The sequence below is a fragment of the Fontibacillus panacisegetis genome, assembly GCF_900102215.1.
GTDB lineage: Bacteria > Bacillota > Bacilli > Paenibacillales > Paenibacillaceae > Fontibacillus > Fontibacillus panacisegetis.
The window spans coordinates 39,560-61,100 of record NZ_FNBG01000021.1; the positions used below are offsets into that span (position 1 = coordinate 39,560).

The 21,541-nt window shown below is 43.8% G+C and carries 19 protein-coding genes; 17 read left to right on the forward strand and 2 right to left on the reverse strand.

The features are described from left to right. The first annotated feature begins 27 nt into the window (after positions 1-27). From BLS49_RS16730 to BLS49_RS16740, 3 genes are all read left to right on the forward strand, one after another. Complete coding sequence (locus BLS49_RS16730) at positions 28-2,523, forward strand: glycoside hydrolase family 31 protein (RefSeq protein ID WP_091233089.1); 2,496 nt, start codon at positions 28-30, stop codon at positions 2,521-2,523. A gap of 17 nt (positions 2,524-2,540) precedes the next feature. Further along, a complete protein-coding gene (locus tag BLS49_RS16735; protein ID WP_091233093.1) occupies positions 2,541-3,293 on the forward strand; it encodes a tRNA threonylcarbamoyladenosine dehydratase in 753 nt (250 codons plus the stop codon). 209 nt (positions 3,294-3,502) lie between these two features. After that, on the forward strand, positions 3,503-5,632 hold the full coding sequence (locus BLS49_RS16740; protein ID WP_091233097.1) for a HelD family protein: 2,130 nt from the start codon (positions 3,503-3,505) through the stop codon (positions 5,630-5,632). 83 nt (positions 5,633-5,715) lie between these two features. Here the strand turns inward: BLS49_RS16740 and BLS49_RS16745 are convergent, their stop codons facing one another. Continuing rightward, a complete protein-coding gene (locus BLS49_RS16745) occupies positions 5,716-6,024 on the reverse strand; it encodes a CD3324 family protein (protein WP_175471449.1) in 309 nt (102 codons plus the stop codon). 412 nt (positions 6,025-6,436) lie between these two features. Here BLS49_RS16745 and BLS49_RS16750 point away from each other — a divergent pair, with 412 nt between their 5' ends. After that, positions 6,437-7,750, forward strand: a complete 1,314-nt coding sequence (locus BLS49_RS16750) for a replication-associated recombination protein A (RefSeq protein ID WP_091233103.1) — start codon at positions 6,437-6,439, stop codon at positions 7,748-7,750. A 169-nt stretch (positions 7,751-7,919) separates the two neighbouring features. On the opposite strand, the gene mnmA is transcribed toward BLS49_RS16750, so the two are convergent. Beyond that, positions 7,920-9,035, reverse strand: a complete 1,116-nt coding sequence (gene mnmA / locus BLS49_RS16755; RefSeq protein WP_091233106.1) for a tRNA 2-thiouridine(34) synthase MnmA — start codon at positions 9,033-9,035, stop codon at positions 7,920-7,922. 258 nt (positions 9,036-9,293) lie between these two features. Here mnmA and cymR point away from each other — a divergent pair, with 258 nt between their 5' ends. The 13 genes from cymR to BLS49_RS16820 all read left to right on the forward strand — a co-directional run bounded on the left by cymR (position 9,294) and on the right by BLS49_RS16820 (position 21,388). Further along, positions 9,294-9,713 (forward strand): cysteine metabolism transcriptional regulator CymR, encoded by a 420-nt coding sequence (gene cymR / locus BLS49_RS16760; RefSeq protein WP_091233112.1) that lies wholly within the window; start codon positions 9,294-9,296, stop codon positions 9,711-9,713. Between the two features lie 224 nt (positions 9,714-9,937). Continuing rightward, positions 9,938-11,089: a cysteine desulfurase family protein gene (locus BLS49_RS16765; protein ID WP_091233115.1), complete on the forward strand. Its 1,152-nt coding sequence runs from the start codon at positions 9,938-9,940 to the stop codon at positions 11,087-11,089. 88 nt (positions 11,090-11,177) lie between these two features. After that, positions 11,178-11,675 carry a PRC-barrel domain-containing protein gene (locus BLS49_RS16770; protein ID WP_091233118.1) on the forward strand — a complete coding sequence of 166 codons (498 nt, stop codon included), beginning with the start codon at positions 11,178-11,180 and terminating at the stop codon, positions 11,673-11,675. Positions 11,676-11,713: 38 nt separating this feature from the next. After that, a complete protein-coding gene (locus BLS49_RS16775; RefSeq protein ID WP_091233241.1) occupies positions 11,714-11,917 on the forward strand; it encodes a hypothetical protein in 204 nt (67 codons plus the stop codon). A gap of 153 nt (positions 11,918-12,070) precedes the next feature. Beyond that, positions 12,071-13,138 (forward strand): AI-2E family transporter, encoded by a 1,068-nt coding sequence (locus BLS49_RS16780; RefSeq protein ID WP_091233244.1) that lies wholly within the window; start codon positions 12,071-12,073, stop codon positions 13,136-13,138. A 394-nt stretch (positions 13,139-13,532) separates the two neighbouring features. Then, positions 13,533-16,157 (forward strand): alanine--tRNA ligase, encoded by a 2,625-nt coding sequence (gene alaS / locus BLS49_RS16785; protein WP_091233122.1) that lies wholly within the window; start codon positions 13,533-13,535, stop codon positions 16,155-16,157. A 457-nt stretch (positions 16,158-16,614) separates the two neighbouring features. Next, positions 16,615-16,875, forward strand: a complete 261-nt coding sequence (locus tag BLS49_RS16790) for an IreB family regulatory phosphoprotein (protein ID WP_091233125.1) — start codon at positions 16,615-16,617, stop codon at positions 16,873-16,875. Positions 16,876-16,883: 8 nt separating this feature from the next. Beyond that, positions 16,884-17,300 (forward strand): Holliday junction resolvase RuvX, encoded by a 417-nt coding sequence (gene ruvX / locus BLS49_RS16795; protein WP_175471450.1) that lies wholly within the window; start codon positions 16,884-16,886, stop codon positions 17,298-17,300. A gap of 12 nt (positions 17,301-17,312) precedes the next feature. Further along, complete coding sequence (locus BLS49_RS16800; protein WP_091233132.1) at positions 17,313-17,627, forward strand: DUF1292 domain-containing protein; 315 nt, start codon at positions 17,313-17,315, stop codon at positions 17,625-17,627. After that, positions 17,620-17,919 (forward strand): DUF1292 domain-containing protein, encoded by a 300-nt coding sequence (locus BLS49_RS16805; RefSeq protein WP_091233135.1) that lies wholly within the window; start codon positions 17,620-17,622, stop codon positions 17,917-17,919. Before BLS49_RS16800 ends, BLS49_RS16805 begins: the two co-directional genes overlap by 8 nt. A 101-nt stretch (positions 17,920-18,020) precedes the next feature. Beyond that, positions 18,021-19,073, forward strand: coding sequence for an endolytic transglycosylase MltG (gene mltG, locus BLS49_RS16810; RefSeq protein ID WP_245742502.1), 1,053 nt, complete (start codon positions 18,021-18,023; stop codon positions 19,071-19,073). Between the two features lie 15 nt (positions 19,074-19,088). After that, positions 19,089-20,024: a peptidase U32 family protein gene (locus tag BLS49_RS16815; protein ID WP_091233138.1), complete on the forward strand. Its 936-nt coding sequence runs from the start codon at positions 19,089-19,091 to the stop codon at positions 20,022-20,024. Positions 20,025-20,053: 29 nt separating this feature from the next. Then, the gene (locus tag BLS49_RS16820; protein WP_091233142.1) at positions 20,054-21,388 is read left to right on the forward strand and encodes a peptidase U32 family protein; all 1,335 of its coding nucleotides are present in this window, start codon (positions 20,054-20,056) and stop codon (positions 21,386-21,388) included. Positions 21,389-21,541 lie beyond the last annotated feature (153 nt).

A 21,541-nucleotide genomic window follows, 5' to 3' on the forward strand; every position in this document is an offset into this window, starting at 1 on the left:
TAGAAAAAGAAGGAGTGGTGAAAAATCATGCAAACGAGTGAGAAAATTCACCCAGATCAAATAGAGAGCGAGTCTATCTCGATATATCGTGACATTGGTCCGTATAAGGGCTACGAGTGTAGGGACAAGTATGTCATGATCTATAGTGAGCATGCCAATCTTACCGTAAAGCTGGTGACGCCGGGTATTGTCAGAATATCGGTCTCACTGGAGGGTAGAGATGCTGAGCTAGAGCCATCAAAGGCGTTGCTACCCTATGAACCGCTTGAAGGCTGGAATGTGATTGAGCTGAATAATGAATTGGAAATTACTAGGGGTAATGTTGTCCTCGTTGTAGATATAGCTGCGTTGTCTTTTTATGTGAAGACTGGTCAGGGAACGTTGTGTGGGTCTTACAAGCTGTCCTTCTCTGATACCGCTGTGCGGTGTCAGGGCGGCATGGATGATGAAGCTATGATATACGGACTCGGTGAGACTACGGGATATTTAAATAAACGCGGCGAGAGATATACGATGTGGAATTCCGATGTGTTTGATCCGCACGTACCCGATATGGAGTCGCTATATCAATCGATCCCGCTGCTGATACACCATGCATCCGATAATACTTTCGGATTGTTTATTGATAATCCGGGAAGAACTGTTGTAGATTTGCGCGAAGCGCTAGATAGCTACTTTATTGAGACGGCCAGCGGAGAAATGGATTTGTACTTCATTACTGGCCCCGGGTTTAAGGATGTCGTTACGAATTATTCGATATTAACAGGTAAAATGCCGCTTCCACCACTGTGGTCATTAGGCTATCAGCAATCCAGATTCAGCTATATGAATCAGGAGGAAGTCATTCAGCTCGCGCAAAACTTCAGATCCAAGGGCATTCCATGCGACGTTATTTATCTTGATATTCATTATATGGACGATTATAAAGTGTTCACCTTCGATACGGATCGTTTTCCTGACCCTGCAGCCATGATGAGCGAATTGAAGGAACTGGGATTTCGTATAGTGCCTATAGTTGATCCAGGCGTAAAAGTCCAGAATGGCTATGAGGTATACGAGCAGGGGATTGAAGAGGGACGTTTTTGCCAAACTCCTGATGGTAAAGAGTATGTTGGAGCCGTCTGGCCAGGTCCAAGCGTATTCCCGGATTTTACGGATGAAGTTACTCGTGAATGGTGGGGAGCACTTCATCAGTTTTATGTGGACTATGGAATCAGTGGAATATGGAACGATATGAATGAGCCCAGTGTATTTAATTCTCCTACGAAAACGATGGATGACAACGTGATTCACCGTAATGATGGAAATCCAAAAACACATGGAGAAATGCACAACATTTACAGCTTGCTCATGAGTCAGGCAACTTATGAAGGAATGGAGAAGCTGTTGCAGGGAGAAAGGCCATTCGTGTTGACAAGAGCAGGTTATGCCGGAATTCAACGATATGCCACGGTATGGACGGGAGATAATCGGAGCTATTGGGACCATATGAGATTGTCAATGTCGATGGGACTTAATCTCGGACTCTCCGGGGTAGCTTTTTGCGGAGCAGACATTGGCGGGTTCATGCACCATGCTTCTGGAGAGCTGTTAGCCAGATGGACCCAGTTAGGCGTATTCACTCCTTTCTGTAGAAATCACAGTGCTATCGATACTCGCAACCAAGAGCCATGGACTTTTAATGATGAGGTCGAAGAGATTTGCCGAAAATATATTGAATTTAGATACCGGATGCTTCCTTATCTCTATTCTCTTTTTTATGACTCAACCTGCACAGGACTCCCTATTATGCGGCCGTTAGTGTTGGAGTATCCTAAGGATCGCAATACGTATCATTTGTCTGATCAGTTTTTACTGGGAAAAGATTTGCTTGTTGCCCCGATCTATGAACCAGGCAAACAACACAGGGTTGTCTACTTACCTGAAGGTATCTGGTTTGATTATTGGACAGGAACGCGATATGAGGGAGGCGCTCATATTATCGCTCATGCGCCGCTTGATGTTTTGCCGCTATACATTCGGGCAGGGGCTATCCTTCCTCAGACACAGCTGATGCAGCATACGGGTCAGGCAATTTGGCACAGGCTTGATATCCATTTATATGGTCAAGGCAGGTTAGGTGCGGCAGCTCAGGGTGATGTAGGGGCAATAGGTGCTGAGGTTTCATATCATACAGATGCCTGTGGTGCTTTTACTCTGTATGAGGATGATGGTTTAAGTGATCGGTATGCTCAAGGAGCTTATAATTTGATTCAAATTAGTACTGAAGAGAATGATCGTCAATATACAATTAGTGCTGCTTATGAGGTCTTCGGATTACAACAAGACGATAAATCCATACTGTTTACTGTTCATCATCTTTCCTTTATTCCGAAGTCTGTGAACCTGATTTCAGAAGTTCCTGAAATGAAGCATCTTGAGGAGCAGAGTTTTGGATGGTATTATGACAAACAGGACAATCAACTGTATATTAAAACGCAATTAGCGGGGTTGCAGGAGGTTGAAATTATCGTCGAGGGTTAATAGGAGGTTAGCAGACAATGCTTCATCAATTTTCACGGACAGAGCTCGCTATCGGAGCTGAAGGCCTTGCTGTAATGAAAAATAGTACTGTGGCGGTACTTGGAATTGGCGGTGTAGGTGCGATGGCAGTCGAAGGACTGGCCCGTACTGGAATCGGTCGGATTATCCTTATTGATAAGGATGTTGTCGATATCACGAATGTGAATCGTCAAATTCATGCCTTGACTACAACAGTCGGACAAAAGAAAGCAGATTTGATGAGCGAGCGGGTTAAGCTGATCAATCCGGATTGTGAAACGATCGCTTTAAATATGTTCTATACGGAAGAAACGTATGAAGAGTTGTTTAAATATGATATCGATTATGTGCTCGATGCTTCTGATACGATTATTTATAAAATTCATTTGATCAAAGAATGCCGTAAACGGAATATTCCTATGATCTCTAGTATGGGTGCAGCAAACAAAATGGACCCTACTAAGTTCCAGATTGCGGATATTTCCAAAACACATATGGACCCGATGGCGCGCGTGATTCGCACGAAGCTGCGCGAGGACGGGATCAAAAAAGGAGTAAAGGTCGTGTTCTCCACCGAGCAGCCCGTGAAACCGCGTGCGGATGTTACGGAGAAAATCGCACCTGAAGGAGCGAAAATTCGCAAAGCTAAGCAGCCGCCAGCGAGTAACTCTTTTGTTCCGCCAGTAGTAGGTCTCATTATGGTTAGTGCTGCTGTTCGTGATTTGTTGCAAGCGGGCGGGGTTCAGGTATGAATTCAGTTTTGATTCAGCTAAATCTGGTGCTTTATGCGCCTGAAGAAATAGTGGGAAAAATCCATTGCAGCATCCAGCCTCGTCCTCGACGAGGTTTTTTATTCGCTTTTTTAATCCCGCAGTGATATAATAAAGCTCCTTTTGACTTCGACGACTTTAGGCAGTTAAGCTGAGGAACGAACGGAATTTGATCTTAGGAGGTAACTGAAGTGGAACAATTTCAAAGTGCCTATCAAGAGGAAAAGGAGCGGCTGGACCGCACCTTAGAGACTATTGACAGGAAGCTAGAGCAATTAAGAAGCATCCCCGTCTACACGGGACATGATTTTACGGAGCAGCTGCTCGAAGAAAATCGTGAAATGCAGAGACAGCAGCTTGAGCAGTCGCATCGTGAGCCTTATTTTGGCAGACTGGATTTTGAAGAGCAAGGCAAGTCGATGTCCCCGTTGTACATTGGGAAAGTCGGCGTAAGCGGTGATGATGTTCGTGAGCCGATTGTAATCGATTGGCGGGCTCCTGTAGCCAGTCTATTTTATTCTTTTACAGGTGGAGATCATGCGGAGTATGAAGCGCCAGAGGGTCTGATCGAAGGTTTGGTGTATCTGAAAAGAAACATAGTAATCCGTAAAGGAATACTGGAGCGGGTTGTGGATACGTTTAACAAGGATAGTGACGGACCTGCAGTTTCAGACGAGTTCCTCGTATACAGACTGGGAGAGAATAAGGACAACCGTCTGCGAGATATCGTCTCAACGATTCAGGCGGAACAGGATAAGATCATCCGGGCCGCGAAAAATACAGCACTCATCATTCAAGGCGTAGCAGGTAGTGGTAAAACAACAGTGGCACTGCACAGACTCGCCTTTTTGCTGTATCAGTATAAGGAGCAGATCAAGGCAGAACGCATGGTCATTTTTGCACCGAACCTCATGTTTATCGATTATATTTCAGAGGTGCTGCCTGAATTGGGCGTTGGTGATATCATGCAGAGCACCTTCAGCCATTGGGCTCTTCAGATCCTTGGAATTCATAATGATGGGCTCTTGGTTAGTGATACGGATTCTCTAGTACGTTGGTTTGATAGCAGTGAGAAGGGAAACGAGGCTTTAGAGGATTCACTTCTACCGGGAAGATATAAAGGTTCACTTGAGTTTAAGTCGGTGCTGGACGAATATTTAGAACATATAGCGCCTAATATTGTTCCGGTGATCGATTTCGAGCCATGGGAAGGGAAAAGGCTTCCTTACAAAATGATTGAGCAATGGTTCGAGGATGAATATCGCCACTACAAGGTAGCAGAGCGTAAGGAGCGGGTTCTAGCCCGTATCCATCGCTGGATTGAAATGGAGCTTAAGAAATCTCCGTCTGCTGCCGTGATGAAGGAGCGTAAGAAAAAAGCACAGCAGCGGGAAAAGGCGTATGCCAAAAAGTGGCCGGAGCTAGAAGCGTTGGCTCTGTATCGGAGCTTATTTATACCCTCCAAAGCGGAGTCCCAAGAGATTCAAGCAATTACCGACAAAATACCAAAAGGAATCTTCAAAGAAACACAAGCCTACCTGAAAAAAGGAATGCTGCATGAAGAGGACATGGCTGCACTGCTATATATATATTCTGGTATTCAGGAGATTAACGGGAATCTGACTTTTGACCACGTCGTTATCGACGAAGCGCAGGATTTTAGTCCGTTTCAGGTGGCGGTATTGGATCGATTTGTAAGAGGACATTCCTTTACGATACTTGGTGATTTGTCGCAAGGCATCCATTACTACAAAGGGGTTCGCAAATGGGAGGAGATGCAGACTCTTTTTGATCCTGAAGAGACAGCTTATTTTGCATTGACTCGAAGCTATCGCTCAACGATGGAGATTATCGATTTTGCCAACGAAATATTAAAGCGTGGTGTGGGCAGTGAATTGCTTGCGGTTCCGGTATTCCGTAGCGGCGACCCTGTTCGTCTTGAACCAGCCTATGGGAACGATAGATTGCGGATTATTTCGGCTACATTGGAACAAGCAAGTTCGCATGACTATCGCACAGTTGCGTTGTTAACCCGAACGCTGCATGAAGCTGAGTTGCTGCATACTTACTTACTTGAAAAATCGGTCGAAGCCCATTTAATCAACGGTGACAAAACGCAATATGAAGGCGGTATTTCTGTACTGCCTGTGTATTTGTCTAAAGGATTAGAGTTCGACGCGGTTATAGTAACTGATGTAGACCAAGACCACTATGGACCAAGTGATGCAAAGCTTCTCTATGTGGGATGTACACGGGCGCTGCATGAATTGTGGCTTTTGCATGGAGAAAAGCTGCCGGATTATGTTGTGGCAACAAGTTAGCCTATATAAAACTAAAACAACCGCCTTATGCACTCATAGGCGGTTGTTTCTATTTTAACAGTGTTCCATTATTTATCATCGAATTATTCACTAGCTGTGGCGGCGGCCTCGCGATAGGACGCTCTCATTTTGCTGAGGATTTTGCGGATACTCTCATCAGACAGATAATAGGTTTTTGCCAAATCACTGATGGAATGGCCTTTATGGTGCATATAGTATATTTCCTGATTTCTTTTGGCGATTGATGTGCGGGTTCCGCTCAATTCTCCCCATAATGCTCTGGATTTTTCCGATTTGGGGATGTAGAGCAGTTCGCCTTGTATATAGCGCTGAAGCTCCTTCAGCAGCCTAGGGGGAAGCACATCCTTCCCATTTTTGTAGTTCACGAGCATGGTCCTCCTTATTTCTTGGTTCAGTGATCAATAAGGTATTGAAATAAGTCCACATGTCGTAAATCCCCCTTTCGGCATAGAAATTTTTGTTGGATAATTTAATGATATCGGATCTATATTAACATATTTTAACATGCAATCCTACAAAAAAATTCAAGATAGCAATAAATAAGAGGGGCCTTGCGGCCCCCCTGTCTAGGGCTTCCGCGTTAAGCGAAAGCCACCTCGCTCGCTGTAAACACTTTGATCAGCCCCCTTTTCCAGCTATTTGTCGGCCCGACATCTATATTAACTCATATATGACTCTTGATCGGTAGCGAAAGAACGATTATAAGTGTTTTTTACTATGGCTGTGTTAAAATAGAGGTTGCGAGTAAGTTGATAATGATGATGTAATCAAGGAAGTGAAGGTATGGATTTATTTTCAGTTCGTCAAGATAATGACCCAACCGGAAGACTGCTAGCGGATCGTATGCGGCCGACCTCGTTGGATGAATATATTGGTCAGGAACATATCATTGGTCCAGGGAAGTTGCTGCGCCGTGCGATTGAAGCGGATCAGGTGTCTTCGATTTTGCTGTATGGTCCTCCAGGCTGCGGAAAGACGACACTTGCCCATATTATATCCAAGCATACTCAGGCCGAATTTGTTCGACTTAATGCGGTAGATGCATCGGTAAAGGATGTTCGTGAAGTTATTGAGAAAGCGCATAATGACAAATCCTTTTATGGGACAAAAACGATTCTGTTTTTGGACGAGGTGCATCGATTCAACAGCTCCCGGCAGGATGCGCTGCTCCCGGCTGTTGAAAAAGGAACGATTATTTTTATCGGGGCGACGACAGAGAACCCGTTTCATTATGTGAACGGAGCCTTGCTCAGTCGCTCGACCTTGTTCCAACTAGAGCCACTTAACAAGGAGCACTCCAAGATCGCGATGAAGCGAGCGCTGGAGGATTCCGAGAACGGGCTAGGCTTCATGAAGCTTAACGTTGACGAAGAGGCACTTGAGCATATTGCAGTAATGGCGAACGGAGATATTCGGCGTGCGCTGAATGCACTTGAGCTTGCAGCTATGACAACACCGGCCGAGAGTGATGGAACCGTCCATATTACGCTGGAGGTAGCAGAAGAATCGATTCGTCGTCCTTTGGTTAAAGCGGATGAATCTACACAATATGATGTTCTTTCGGCTTTTCATAAAAGCATCCGCGGCTCAAGCGATGCTGCCTTGTTCTGGTTCCTGTACGCGGTGGAGAAATTAGGTATGGACCCGATGACATTTATTCGTCGTTTGATCGCAGCAAGCAGCGAGGATATCGGATTAGCCAATCCTCAAGCCATGGTACAGGCGATTGCCGCGCTGGATGCTTATCGCAATAACGGTTGGCCGGAGGCAAGGCTGAACATTGTACAGGCTATTTTGTTTGCAGTGGAGAGCCCCAAATCCAATGGAGTCGTTACAGCGATTTCGAACGCGATGTCAGCGATTGACGAGGTGAAATCAGCCGAAGTTCCTTTGCATTTACGGGATACCCACTACAGGGGAGCTGCTAAGCTTGGACATGAGGGCTACAAATATCCGCATAACTACCCGGGGCACTATGTGAAGCAGGAGTATTTACCGAGTAGCTTGTCCGGAAGAACATTTTATGAAGCGACTGAGCAAGGGAATGAGAGTAAAATCCGTCATAATCAGGAGCTGCGGCGCAGAAATAGAGAGTAATGTATAAGGTGATTGAGTAATACATGCTGGCGTTGCATCAAACGGATGCATGAGCGTCAAAAGTGACGTAGAAATGGTGAGTGGAGCGGCAAACAGGCGATGGCGAGTGAGGCGAAAAAAGTTCCGAGACCCATTTCATAGGCCTCGGAACTTTTTTTACTTTACATCTTTATTTTTTCGGCAATTTAACTGGTGCTTCGATCGTACCGCCACCAAGACATAGTTCACCATCATAAAATACAACAGCTTGTCCAGGCGTTATCGCCTTTTGTGGTTGGTCGAACTCAACAAATACTGTACCATCTTCCTGCGGTGTTATTGTAACACCTTGATCCGGTTGACGATAGCGGAACTTGGCAGAGCACTTGAACGGACCTTTTGGCAGCTTGTCAATACCTTCAATCCAGTTCACAGCGGAAGCGGTCAGAGCAGTAGAATAAAGGCTGTAATGACTGTCCCCTTGAACTACATACAAAATATTTTTCTCCAGATCCTTTTCCGCAACAAACCAAGGCTCGCCATTTCCTGAACCGCCGATTCCGAGACCTTGACGCTGACCCAGTGTGTAGTACATTAGTCCATCATGACGACCCTTGACCTCGCCAGTAGCGATATCGACCATTTCACCGGATTTAGCTGGTAAATAATGGCTTAAGAACTCGCGAAAGTTGCGTTCTCCGATAAAACATACTCCTGTACTATCTTTTTTCTTGGCCGTGTATAGTCCGGCTTCAGCAGCGATTTTACGAACCTCTGGTTTAGGAAGGTGACCGATCGGGAACATCGCTTTGGACAATTGTTCTTGATTCAGGGCATTAAGAAAATAAGTTTGGTCCTTGTTGCTGTCTACACCACGCAGCAGCTTGAACTCGCCGTCTTCCTCAACAACACGGGCATAATGACCAGTTGCAACATAATCAGCTCCGAGAGATAGAGCCTTGTTCAGAAATTCCCCGAATTTGATCTCCCGGTTGCACATGACATCAGGATTAGGCGTACGTCCCCGTTTATATTCTTCAAGGAAGTATGCGAATACTTTGTCGTAATACTCTTTCTCAAAATTGACGGTATAGTAAGGGATGTCGATCTGTTCACAGACACGTCTGACATCCTCTGAATCTTGCTCCGCAGTACAGTTGCCGAACTCGTCGGTATCGTCCCAGTTTTTCATGAATATGCCAATGACATCGTAGCCTTGCTGCTTCAAGAGCAGGGCAGTCACAGAAGAGTCTACGCCCCCGGACATTCCGACAACAACTCTGGTTTCATGGTTTGGTTTAGACATGGTTTTCACTCCTTTAGGCCTCTTTTGACCTGTCGATATTTTATCATAAGAGAAGGGATATATACGATGATCCCCTAACATTTGTAACAGTATGGTAAACAATTGTAGCATTTATTGCGCGATTTGTTTTCCAAACAGACATATGATATGTTACGATAAACAGAGATTAATTATAGGAATAGAAAGATATCCTGTTATTAATTGATCAAGGTTCAATTATATAAAGATTATTCGAAAATTGAAAGAGGTTGATTTTTTATGAAAATTTCCACTAAAGGACGTTATGGGCTAACGATTATGATGGAATTGGCCTCGAAATTCGGCGAAGGGCCAACCTCACTTAAGAGCATTGCCGAGAAAAATCAATTATCTGAACATTATTTGGAACAATTAATAGCTCCACTTCGTAATGCTGGTCTTGTTAAAAGTATCCGTGGTGCTTACGGCGGTTACATTCTATCCCGTGAAGCGAGCGAGATTACGGCGGGAGATATTATTCGTGTGCTCGAGGGCCCGATTTCACCTGTTGATTTTACAGAAGAGGATGATCCGGCAAAACGTGACCTGTGGCTCCGCATTCGGGATGGCATTGCGGAAGTATTGGATTCCACAACACTTGAGAATCTGATTTCATTTGAAGAGCATGGAGCTAAAGAAAACTATATGTTCTACATCTAGCATTGTAGCTCGAAAGCTTGAGAGTGAACAATAATGAAGAAGATAAAGAATGACTAACATAAAAAGGAAGTGACCCTCTCCAGTACGATTGAATGAGTGGTTGCTTCTTTTTTAATGAGGCGAACAAAGGAAAATTTCGGTTGTTATCATAGTAGTTTTTTTGTGCAAAATAATATAAAATATAGTTCGTTTTAAATGTACCTTCAAAATATAAGGTGGTTTCTATGAAACATATATATTTGGATCACGCTGCTTCGACTCCAATACATCCTGAAGTAGCTGAAGTGATGATGTCAGTTATGCGCGAGCAATATGGTAATGCCTCAAGTATACATTCTTATGGTCGTGCTGCAAAAAAATTGGTGAATGGAGCTCGTGACAGGATTGCCAAAGTATTGGGCTGCCGCTCTGATGAATTGGTGTTTACAAGCGGTGGGACCGAAAGCGATAATCTGGCTATTTTCGGAACAGTTGCAGCTCGATCCCAACGTGGTAGACATATCATTACTACATCTATAGAGCATCATGCTGTGCTTCATACTTGCGAGAAGCTGGAAAAGGATGGATTTGAGGTTACTTATTTGCCCGTAGACCGTTATGGTAGAATACACTCTGAATCCGTGCTGGAGGCCATTCGTCCTGACACAATTCTAGTTAGCGTGATGTACGGAAATAATGAAGTTGGCACAATTCAGCCTATAGAAGAGATCGGCAAAATTACTTCCGAACGAGATATCGTGTTCCATGTTGATGCAGTACAGGCATTAGGAACCGTGCCGATCCATTGCAACGAGCTGCCGGTGGATTTAATGAGCTTTTCTTCGCACAAAATTAACGGGCCTCAAGGTGTAGGTGCACTTTATGTGCGACACGAGCTTATGATTGAGCCACAACTTCATGGAGGTTTACAGGAGCGCAAACGCCGTGCCGGAACGGAAAATATGGCGGGAATCGCCGGATTTGCCAAGGCGTTGGAACTCGTAAACACAGGATTAGCTGAGGTGGTTCAGCACGATGAGATGCTGCGCAGCACTTTACTGAACTCTCTTGAACAGCGCATCGGAAGTGATAGATATCAAATCAATGGCTCACAGTCGGAACGTCTTCCGCACATTTTGAATATCAGCTTCCCAGAATGCGATGCAGAGACGATGCTCATGAATTTGGATATGGAAGGCATCGCAGTTTCCAGTGGATCAGCTTGTACCTCCGGTTCTTTGGAGCCTTCACATGTGCTGGAAGCAATGAACCTGCCTAAAAATCTTTTGAGTTCTGCGATTCGATTTAGTTTTGGATTGGGTAATACTAATGAAGAGATGAAACTTACCGCTGAAAAAGTTGAAACCATTTTGGAGCGTCTACGTAGTAGAAAATAATGGGCTTCGATTTTAACTTTTTACGGAGGGAGGGTGCTGCGTTTTTTGTCAGCGTATGAATTTGCCCACCGAGGAGGGACCTGTACTTTTGAAGCTTCAGGAGATGATAGGTTTAGCTGTATTTGATCTGTCTAATGGGAAACAGGTTGGTAAAGTCCTCGATATTCTGCTGAATGAAGATTGGTCGATCTCAGGTATTCAATTGGAAGGCAAGAAGCTGTTCTCCTCCAATATTAAGGCGGTTCTATGGGAAGATGTCATAGCCTATGGTGAAGATGCCGTGATGATTCGAAGTCAACAGGCAATCCGGAAATGGAAAGCCGAGAATATACAATTAACTTATTTGGACGGTAGCAGTAAATTGAAAGAACTCCCTGTCCTTACCAGAGACGGGGTAACTATAGGATTCGTATCGGATGTTTACTTTGACCAAGAAAAGGGAAATACAATTACTGGGATTGAAATTAGTGACGGGTTTATTTCCGATCTGATGGAAGGGCGAAAGGTGCTTCCCTATGTTCCGGAAATGACCGTGGGTGAGAATGTGATCATGGTGCCACCGGGTAGCGAGCAGCGGCTGGAGTGAGATCATGAATTTTGTTGACGGATAGGTGATAATGTATGATGAAATGTCCAAACTGCAGTTCTAAAGATATCGGGAAAATCGGTTCCCACCAATTTTATTGCTGGGGCTGCTTTATCGAATTGACGGTAAACGGAGAAAAGATGTCGGTCTATCAAGTAGAAGAGGATGGAACGCTTAGCTCTCTGGATGATTTGTTTTTTGGAGAAGAAGTTCAGCAGGACTTTAACCAATTGCAATTGTAATAACAGAAATATTCATAACGAGGCTCTTTCCTTTTGCGGGAGAGAGCCTTTTTCGTTGTCTTACAGTGATGGGTAACGATTATTTTTACGATTACAGGCATATACTTTGTTCATAGCTGGTCCGATTCCGATGTTCGGGAGGGATATTTGAAGGTGGAGCCGATCTTTAAAAGTAAAATGTTTCGTTACGCTGTTTGGTTATTGCTAGGTCTTATCATTCTCTTTTTCGTGTGGACGCTTCGCCCGATGTTTGCGGTCGTGTTCAATTTTATAAAGGTTATATTTTCTCCTTTTATTATCGCAATGATTATTTCTTATGTATTAAATCCGGTTGTCAAAATGCTCGGAGACAGAAAGGTTCCGCGTACGATGGCAGTCCTCTTAATATATGCGGTATTTTTGACAAGCTTATCGGTCATTTTGATGAATGTGATTCCGATGTTCGCGTTGCAACTTGAGGAATTAGGAGAGCATTTGCCGGAATTAACGCTACATACGCAGCAGTTGATGAACCGCTGGGATAACAGTATTTTACCGGGCAGCATACGCATGGGTATGAACAATTGGTTTTATCAGTTTGAACACCGTCTTGCAGGAGCAATTTCAAGCTTTCTCGACAATATCGGCACAACAATTGGAGTAGTATTCAACGCATTTATTGTACCGTTCTTGATCTTTTACATGCTAAAGGATTTTGAAGCCTTTGAGAAAATTGTACTTAGATACTTGCCGCGAACAAGACGCAAATCCATCGTTACATTGCTAAAAGAAATTGATGATGCACTCGGAAATTATGTACGGGGCCAGTTTCTCGTGTGCGTTATTATCGGTGTGCTGGCGTATATCGGGTATATGATAGTTGGTATGCCATTTGCTCTTTTATTAGCAGGTGTAGTGGCGGTTTGTAATATCATCCCTTATGTAGGTCCGTTCCTGGGGGCGGCTCCTGCGCTGATCATGGCAACGACGATTTCATGGAAAATGGTGCTGTTTGTGTTCCTGGTGAATTTGATCTGCCAATTGATCGAGAGTAACATTATTTCTCCGCAGGTCGTCGGACGAAGTCTTCACTTACATCCAATGACGATTATTTTTGCACTGCTTGTAGGGGGAGAAATTGCCGGGATTCCGGGGCTAATCTTCGCCGTACCGCTGTTTGCGGTGGGGAAGGTTGTGATCCAGCACTTTTATGCTTATTACGTTAGGCGTAAAACGGTTTAAACGGGAGCATGCGTGCATTGACAGCATATTCTTCGCCTTATATACTTAAAATGATTTGTTTAAAATAATTTTGTAAATCTATGATGAAATAAAGTACGTCCAAGTTGATTTTCCCAGAGAAGGAGTTCCTTCGTTTAGGTGACAGTGTTTACCTCCGCGATGGCTGAAAGAACCCGAATATTGACCGGATGGAAAGCTAATTTCGGAGTGTGGATTAAACTTCACCGGGTGGTTTCCGTTAATGGACCGATAAGGCGATCGTTCTATTTTGCTCATGACGTGCAGAATAGTCGATAACCAGGGTGGTACCGCGATTGAATCGTCCCTGAATTTCAGGGGCGTTTTTTCTGTTTTATATGATTTTGTGAAAACATTTACCAGGGGGTATATATCCATGAAAGCAAGTGAAATTCGCTCTAAATGGCTAGAATTTTTCGCCAGCAAAGGGCACAAAATTGAACCAAGTGCATCGCTCGTACCGCATAATGACCCGTCTTTATTATGGATTAATGCCGGTATGGCGCCGCTTAAGCAATATTTTGACGGTCGTGTAAAACCGGAGAATCCACGTCTTACTAATTCGCAGAAATGTATCCGTACGAATGATATCGAAAACGTAGGGAAAACCCGTCGTCACCACACTTTTTTTGAAATGCTTGGCAATTTCTCCATTGGCGATTATTTCAAAGAAGAAGCAATTACGTGGGCATGGGAGTTTTTGACGGGAAAAGAATGGATTGGCTTTGATCCTGAACGTCTGTCTGTAACTGTGTATCCGGAGGATGAAGAAGCATACAAGTTCTGGAATGAGAAGGTTGGCCTTCCGGCTGAACGGATCATTAAGCTGGAGGATAACTTCTGGGATATTGGCGAAGGCCCTTGCGGACCTTGTACAGAAATTTTCTATGACCGTGGCGAAGCATATGGCGATTTGTCTGATCCGGAATGTTATCCTGGCGGAGAAAATGAACGTTTCCTTGAAGTGTGGAACCTTGTATTCTCGCAGTTCAATCACAATAAAGACGGCAGCTACACACCGCTTCCAAATAAAAATATTGATACAGGCGCAGGGCTTGAACGTTTTGCTTCCATCCTTCAGGATGTGAATTCCAACTTCGATACAGACTTGTTCCAACCTATTATTGCAAAAACGGCCCTGCTTGCTGGAGTGAAATATGGTGAGAAGGAAGAGACGGATGTAGCTTTTAAAGTTATCGCGGACCATATTCGTACAGTTGCATTTGCTGTAGCTGATGGCGTATTGCCTTCTAATGAAGGACGCGGTTATGTTATTCGCCGTTTGCTCCGCAGAGCGGTTCGTTATGGCAAAGTGCTTGGACTGGACAAACCGTTCATGTTCGGCCTAGTTGAGACTGTTGGCGATATCATGGGCACTTACTATACCGATGTTGTTGCAAAACGGGATTTTATCGAAAAAGTAATTCATGCTGAAGAAGAACGTTTCCATGAAACGCTTAGTGATGGTCTAGTTATTTTGTTCAATATGAGTGAAGAGGCCAAAGCGGAAGGACGTACAGTAATTAATGGTGCAGATGCGTTTAAATTGTATGATACTTATGGATTCCCGCTCGACCTGACAGAGGATTTTGCAGCAGAGCATGGTCTTGGCGTAGATTCTGAAGGATTTGAAGCGGCGATGGAGGAGCAACGTGAACGTGCTCGTGCAGCGCGTCATGACAGTGGAAGTATGAAGGTACAAGGCGGAGCACTGTCTGACTTTACGACTAAAACAGAGTTTGTTGGATATAATGAGCTTGAAATCAATACTAAAATTGTAGCCATTGTGGCTGATGATCAGTTCGTGGATACACTGTCCGAAGGGCAAAGTGGTCAAGTAGTTTTAGCTGAAACTCCTTTCTATGCGGAAAGCGGCGGTCAAGTCAGTGACCAGGGTATCATTCGCAGCGACGCTGGAATTGCTGATGTGGAAGGGCTGTTCAAAGCGCCTCATGGCCAGCATGTACACCATGTCACTGTAACTTCTGGTGAATTGCGTGTAGATGCAGTAGTGACAGCGGTAGTTAACCGCGAGCTTCGCAGAGATATCGTGAAAAACCATACGGCGACTCACCTGCTGCATAAAGCACTTAAAGAAACACTCGGCGAGCATGTGAATCAAGCTGGTTCCTTGGTAGAGCCTCAGCGTCTGCGTTTTGACTTCTCGCATCTGGGCAGCATTTCTCCTGAAGAACTAGTAGAAATCGAGCGTCGTGTGAATGAACAAATCTGGAATGCACTGGATGTTGTCATTGATCTGAAGCCGATTGATGAAGCTAAGTCAATGGGAGCTATGGCGCTGTTTGGTGAAAAATACGGAGATATTGTTCGTGTAGTACAAGTTGGCGGATACAGCTTGGAGCTGTGTGGTGGTTGTCATGTAAGCAATACTTCTGAAATAGGCCTGTTCAAGCTCATCAGTGAGAGCGGTATTGGCTCTGGCGTTCGTCGGATCGAAGCCGTTACGGGAAAAGGTGCTTACTTGTTTATGGATGGTCAACTCGACCTTCTGAAACAATCCGCAGTACTTCTTAAATCCAATGTAACAGATGTTCCCAAACGGATCGAAGCTCTGTATGCACAACTTAAAGAGCTTGGCCGTGAAAATGAATCCTTGCAAAGCAAGCTCAGCACCATTGAAGCCGGGGAACTGACCAGCCAGGTGGTTACGATTGGTTCGACAAAGCTCCTGCCCGCACAGGTTCATGTTGGAAGCATGGATGCCCTTCGCGGAATAGCTGATGAACTTAAAGTGAAACTGCCGGATACCGTGCTAGTGCTTGGTGCGACTATGGAAGACAAGGTTAACTTTGTTGTTGTCGTTCCGCAGGAGCAAGTGAAACAAGGCCTTCATGCTGGCAAGCTTGTAAAAGAAGTTGCTGCAATTTGCGGCGGCGGTGGCGGCGGACGTCCGGACATGGCACAAGCTGGCGGTAAAGATGCTTCCAAGCTCGAAGCAGCATTGAAGCATGCTGAGCAGTTGATTGCTGCACAAGTTTAAGGTTCAGTAAGGATTTAAGGATTTACAGAAATAAGCAAAACCTGCAATTATGCATTTTTTTGCTAGCGAAATTTCTGATTGGAGAGGAATTCCTGCAATTGTGCAGTAATTCTGAATCAATTTCGTTGATAACGAAATATTACGCCCCAAAAAATGTATTTTTGCAGGAAATTCATTTGACTAATGATCAGCAGAAAGAATTGCTGTATATTTGCAGGAATTTGAATTTTGAGATGGCATCTCACCTAAGCGTTTGTTAAGTCTTTGCTGATGAATTGAAGATAACAATCTGAGCCTGTTATTTCTTAAGCCAAGCTGTAATCAAAATTTGCCTTTTTGAGCAACATATAAAGGGAAAATTTCCTTATGGAGCCCATGATATGATATAGTATGATTAGGATTAAGATGAATCAGTCTGCGAATACCAACCGTATGTCTGAAGAAGCGAGGTGTCATCATGGACTCCATGGATAAAACCGTCAAGTTTAATGTTACTGGCGATGTTGAGGAAGTTTCTGCCAAAGAAATTCTTCTTGCGGTATATGAGGCTCTCCAGGAAAAAGACTACAATCCTATTAACCAGATTGTCGGTTATTTATTGTCCGGAGATCCGGCGTATATACCGCGTCATAACAATGCAAGAAGTATGGTGCGCAAGAAGGAAAGAGATGAGCTGATCGAGGAACTGGTCAGATTTTATCTTGCAGGACATCGTTAGGAGTAATCATGAAAATATTGGGTCTTGATTACGGGGACAGAAGAATTGGTGTAGCACTAAGTGACGCCTTCGGTTGGACAGCACAAGGGCTTGAGGTCATTGAACGACGCCGTGAAGGTGAGGAATTTGATCGCATTGCCTATCTGGTTGACCAGAATGCTGTTGAAGAAGTCGTAGTAGGGCTACCGAAGAACATGAACGGCACCATCGGTCCTCGTGGTGAAATATGTATGGCCTTTGCCGATGCTTTGAAGGATAGACTGCAAGTGCCTGTCATTCTTTGGGATGAGCGTTTGACTACTGTATCCGCGCATCGAACGCTGATTGAAGCAGATGTCAGTCGAAAGAAGCGCAAAGGGGTCGTTGATAAAATGGCCGCAAGCTTGATTTTACAAAATTATTTGGACTCTAAGAGTATAAAGTGAGGGTGATCGTAAATGTCTAAAGATCGTATCGGCAATGAAGAAGAACCGGAAATTATTTATATCCCTGATGATGAGGGTAATGAAGAAGAATTCGAAGTTATTATGAAATTCGAAGTTGACGGTTCCGAGGCAAAGTATATGATGGTCGTTCCTTTGGATTCCGAGCTTGAAGATGAAGAGAGCGAAGAAGTATACGCATTCCGTTACGAAGAAGACGGAGATGACCTGAAATTGTACACGATCGAGAGCGATGAAGAATGGGAGATCGTGGAGGAAACCTTCAATACCTTGATCGACGAGTTCGATGGGGAGGAAGACAATGACTGAGTTCTCCGCAGATCAAGTAGTCTGGACTTCCCGGGTAAGTGACCACTTTGGTCCTGTAGTTGAACTTCGGGATGATGCTGGAGCTGTATCGTATTACAGTGTTGAGAAAGAATTTGATGTTGCGGGTTCTTCTTACGCTGTATTACGTCAGGAGGATGGTTCTTCGGAAGAACCGGAAATTTTTAAAATTGTAACAACTGCGGATGGCACCCTTGAGCTCATTACAATAGATGACGATGAAGAATGGGAAAATGTATCCGAATTGTACGATGAGTTGACGTTTCCTGAGTAGGCTGAAACGCTGATGGGGAGACTATAAATTGTACAGATAATATAGATCGGTCTGAGAAGGGCGGGATAACCGCTCTTTTTGGCTGTAAAGGGGTTGACCTATTGAAGAAGGCGATAAAATGGCTGCTTGTGTTTGTACTAATTGTGATTATAACTGCTGGAGCAGGAGCTGCTTACGTTTATAACGGCATTCAACCTGTAAAGGCATCTGAGGAGCCTGTAAAAATTACAATTGAACCTGGTACAGGAACCACTCAAATCGCAGCCATACTTAAGGATGAAGGACTTATAAAAAATAATTTTATGTTCGTTAGCTACTTGAAGTGGAAATCCGAAGGCAGCAAATTTCAGGCAGGGGTATATGAAATGACTCCGGGCATAACTTTTGACGAAATTATTTCCAGGCTTAATAGTGGTGATGTTGTAAAGGCAGAAATGATTCGTTTTACGATTCCTGAAGGATTTACAGTAACCCAAATGGCTGAGAAGCTTGCTGAGGAAGGATTTGTAGATAAGGACAAGTTTTTGGCACTAGCAAAAGCGCCTTCTGGAATTGATAGTGAATTACTGAAGGAAATACCTGAAAGTGCTGAGTTTATCTATAGACTGGAAGGGTATTTGTTCCCTGAAACATATGAACTGAAGAAGGGAAGCAATGAGCAGGATATCGTAAATCGGATGATTGCAGAGACAGCAAATCGATTGAGTGGGATTTCTGATTTTAATCAAAAGCTGGAGCAAAGCGGGTTGAATTTAAATGAGCTCATGACGGTGGCTTCCCTAGTGGAGCGTGAAGTTGTTGTGGATTCAGAACGCAACGTTGTAGCTGGAGTTATTTATAATCGTATCGCTAAAAATATGAAGCTCGAAATTGATGCGACCGTGCAGTATTTGTTAGGTAAGCCGAAGGAAAGATTGCTTAACTCGGATTTAAGAAGTGTTGACAGTCCGTATAATAGTTATTTATATAATGGACTGCCACCGGGTCCGATTGCTGCACCAAGCTTAAAATCGATTGAGGCTGCGCTTGAGCCGAAGTCTTCTGATTATTTGTTCTATGTCACGAAGAAGGATGGCAGCGGCGAGCATTTGTTTGCTCATACGTATGCGGAACATTTACAGAACATCAAGAAAAGCAAGGCTACGGCCAAATAACTGAGGTGTATATAAATGGGTAACAAACCGGAACTTCTCGTTCCTGCAGGTTCCTTAGTGGAATTACAGTCTTATATTGAAGCCGGTGCTACTGCTATTCTAGTCGGTGATTCTAAATTCGGAATGCGGTTGCCTGGAGATTTGAATCCAAGTGACATAACAGAAGCGGTGAAATATGCTCACGTCCATGGAGTGAAAATATATGTTTGTATCAGCAATTTGATGACTAACGATTTACTCAAGGATCTGCCAACCTATATTCAGGAAATTGGGGTTGCAGGAGTAGATGCTATACAATTTGGCGATCCTGCTGTGCTTCAAACCGTGAAGGAGCTTGCACCACAAATTGCTCTTCATTGGAATGCTGAAATGACTTCAACTAATTATTCAACGGCTAATTATTGGGGTCGCAGGGGAGCTTCACGCGTTGTATTGGCGCGAGAGCTCAATATGGATGAAATTACGGGCATGTATCCCGAATTACAACTGGAATCTGAGGTTCAGGTACATGGGATGACGAATATTTATCATTCCAAGCGGTCGCTGGTTCGCAGTTATATGACGCATCAGGGTCGTCCGGTATCAGAAGGTGAAGAGCTTGGCAAGGAGCGAGGACTCTTTCTAATTGAAGCGGAGCGTCCTGATGAGAAATTCCCGATATACGAGGATGCAAGTGGAACACATATTATGAGTTCGGATGATATTTGTATACTGGAGGATCTTCATATTCTAATGGCTTCCGGCGTAAGCAGTTTTAAAATAGAGTCACTACTAAAACCAGTAAACTATAATGTAGCGGTGATACAAACTTATCGTAAGGCTATAGATAAATATTTCGAGGACCCGGACAATTATGAATTCGATGATACATGGATGGAGGAAATCCGCAAAGTTCAGGATCCCGAGAGAGAGCTGTCCTTCGGATTTTTCTACAAAGAGCAAGTGTATTAATATCAAATACAATGAAGAGGTGAACGAAGATGCAAACAGCGGAGAGACACATCCCGAAGTACAGCGGGAAGCGGTATCGCTTGGATAAGCCCGAATTGCTTGCGCCGGCGGGCAACCTCGAAAAATTAAAATTCGCTATTCATTACGGTGCTGATGCTGTATACATCGGGGGACAACATTATGGCCTTCGTTCCAATGCAGATAATTTCAGTTTTGAGGAAATGCGCGAAGGTGTTGAATTTGCTAAAAAATATGGAGCAAAGGTGTTTGTAGCGACAAATATTTATGCTCATAACGAGGACTTGGCAGGTATTGAGGAATATTTGCGAAACCTGTATGAGGCAGGAGTTACAGCCATTATCGTAGCTGACCCTGTAATTATTGATACAGCTAAACGTGTTGTTCCTAATCTGGAGGTTCATCTAAGTACTCAACAGTCTACGATCAATTGGCAAGCGGTGAAATTTTGGAAAGAAGAAGGTTTGCCTCGGGTCGTGCTCGGAAGAGAGACAAGTCTGGAAGAAATTGAAGAAATTAAAAATCATGTAGATATTGAAATTGAAACTTTTATCCACGGTGCTATGTGTTCTTCATTCTCTGGACGTTGTGTTCTGTCTAACCATTTTACTGATCGAGACTCCAACCGTGGTGGCTGCTGCCAGTCCTGCCGCTGGAAGTATGATTTGTTTGAGGATGGTCGTCCAGAAGAAGTGTGGACATCTGAAGAAGATATGCAGGACGGTCAGGCAGGACGCAAGCTGCAACTAGGAGTTACACAGTTGCCTCTATTTGAAGAGCAGGATAACGCTTTTACAATGGGCTCTAAAGATATGTGCATGCTGCAAAACATCCCTGATTTGATTGATGTTGGTGTTGATAGCTTTAAAATTGAGGGACGGATGAAGTCGATTCACTATGTAGCAACAGTAGTTAATGTATATCGTCAAGCGATCGATGCTTATATGGCTGATCCGGAAAATTATGTATTTAAGCAGGAATGGCTGGATGAAATAAATAAAGCTGCTAACCGTCCACTCAATACAGGTTTCTTCTACGATACTCCAGATCACGAAGATCATATTTATGAGCCTGAAGAAAAAGCGGCTCCTTATGATTTTGCAGGTCTAGTTATGGAGTATGATGAAAAGATGGGTATCGCTGTCATTCAGCAGCGCAATCATTTCAAACCTGGCCAGGAAATCGAGTTTTTTGGACCAAACGGAACCTTTTTCAAGCAAAAGGTCGGAACGATCTGGGATGAAAAAGGAAATGAACTGGATGCAGCACGCCACCCACTTCAACGGATTAAGATGAAGGTGGATCAACCTGTTTCATACTTTGACATGATGAGAAAGAAAAAATAGCTATTAATTAGAGCTTTGGTCTAAGGACTAAAGTTCTTTTTTTTATTTAAATCGGAATATTTAATTAAAAATTTGGGTCTATAAGCCGATATAAATAATGAAATGTCATTTTGATCAAATAGGGGAGAATTGTATTTTTATGCATGGGTTCAA

What these genes read in the sequence shown, in the direction of transcription:
- BLS49_RS16750 (WP_091233103.1), top strand. Translation starts at nt 6,437, where the DNA reads ATGGATTTATTTTCAGTTCGTCAAGATAATGACCCAACCGGAAGACTG.
- BLS49_RS16775 (WP_091233241.1), top strand. Translation starts at nt 11,714, where the DNA reads ATGAAATGTCCAAACTGCAGTTCTAAAGATATCGGGAAAATCGGTTCC.
- alaS (WP_091233122.1), top strand. Translation starts at nt 13,533, where the DNA reads ATGAAAGCAAGTGAAATTCGCTCTAAATGGCTAGAATTTTTCGCCAGC.
- BLS49_RS16790 (WP_091233125.1), top strand. Translation starts at nt 16,615, where the DNA reads ATGGACTCCATGGATAAAACCGTCAAGTTTAATGTTACTGGCGATGTT.
- BLS49_RS16820 (WP_091233142.1), top strand. Translation starts at nt 20,054, where the DNA reads ATGCAAACAGCGGAGAGACACATCCCGAAGTACAGCGGGAAGCGGTAT.
- ruvX (WP_175471450.1), top strand. Translation starts at nt 16,884, where the DNA reads ATGAAAATATTGGGTCTTGATTACGGGGACAGAAGAATTGGTGTAGCA.
- BLS49_RS16815 (WP_091233138.1), top strand. Translation starts at nt 19,089, where the DNA reads ATGGGTAACAAACCGGAACTTCTCGTTCCTGCAGGTTCCTTAGTGGAA.
- BLS49_RS16800 (WP_091233132.1), top strand. Translation starts at nt 17,313, where the DNA reads ATGTCTAAAGATCGTATCGGCAATGAAGAAGAACCGGAAATTATTTAT.
- BLS49_RS16765 (WP_091233115.1), top strand. Translation starts at nt 9,938, where the DNA reads ATGAAACATATATATTTGGATCACGCTGCTTCGACTCCAATACATCCT.
- BLS49_RS16745 (WP_175471449.1), bottom strand. Translation starts at nt 6,024, where the DNA reads ATGCTCGTGAACTACAAAAATGGGAAGGATGTGCTTCCCCCTAGGCTG.
- cymR (WP_091233112.1), top strand. Translation starts at nt 9,294, where the DNA reads ATGAAAATTTCCACTAAAGGACGTTATGGGCTAACGATTATGATGGAA.
- BLS49_RS16735 (WP_091233093.1), top strand. Translation starts at nt 2,541, where the DNA reads ATGCTTCATCAATTTTCACGGACAGAGCTCGCTATCGGAGCTGAAGGC.
- BLS49_RS16805 (WP_091233135.1), top strand. Translation starts at nt 17,620, where the DNA reads ATGACTGAGTTCTCCGCAGATCAAGTAGTCTGGACTTCCCGGGTAAGT.
- mnmA (WP_091233106.1), bottom strand. Translation starts at nt 9,035, where the DNA reads ATGTCTAAACCAAACCATGAAACCAGAGTTGTTGTCGGAATGTCCGGG.
- BLS49_RS16730 (WP_091233089.1), top strand. Translation starts at nt 28, where the DNA reads ATGCAAACGAGTGAGAAAATTCACCCAGATCAAATAGAGAGCGAGTCT.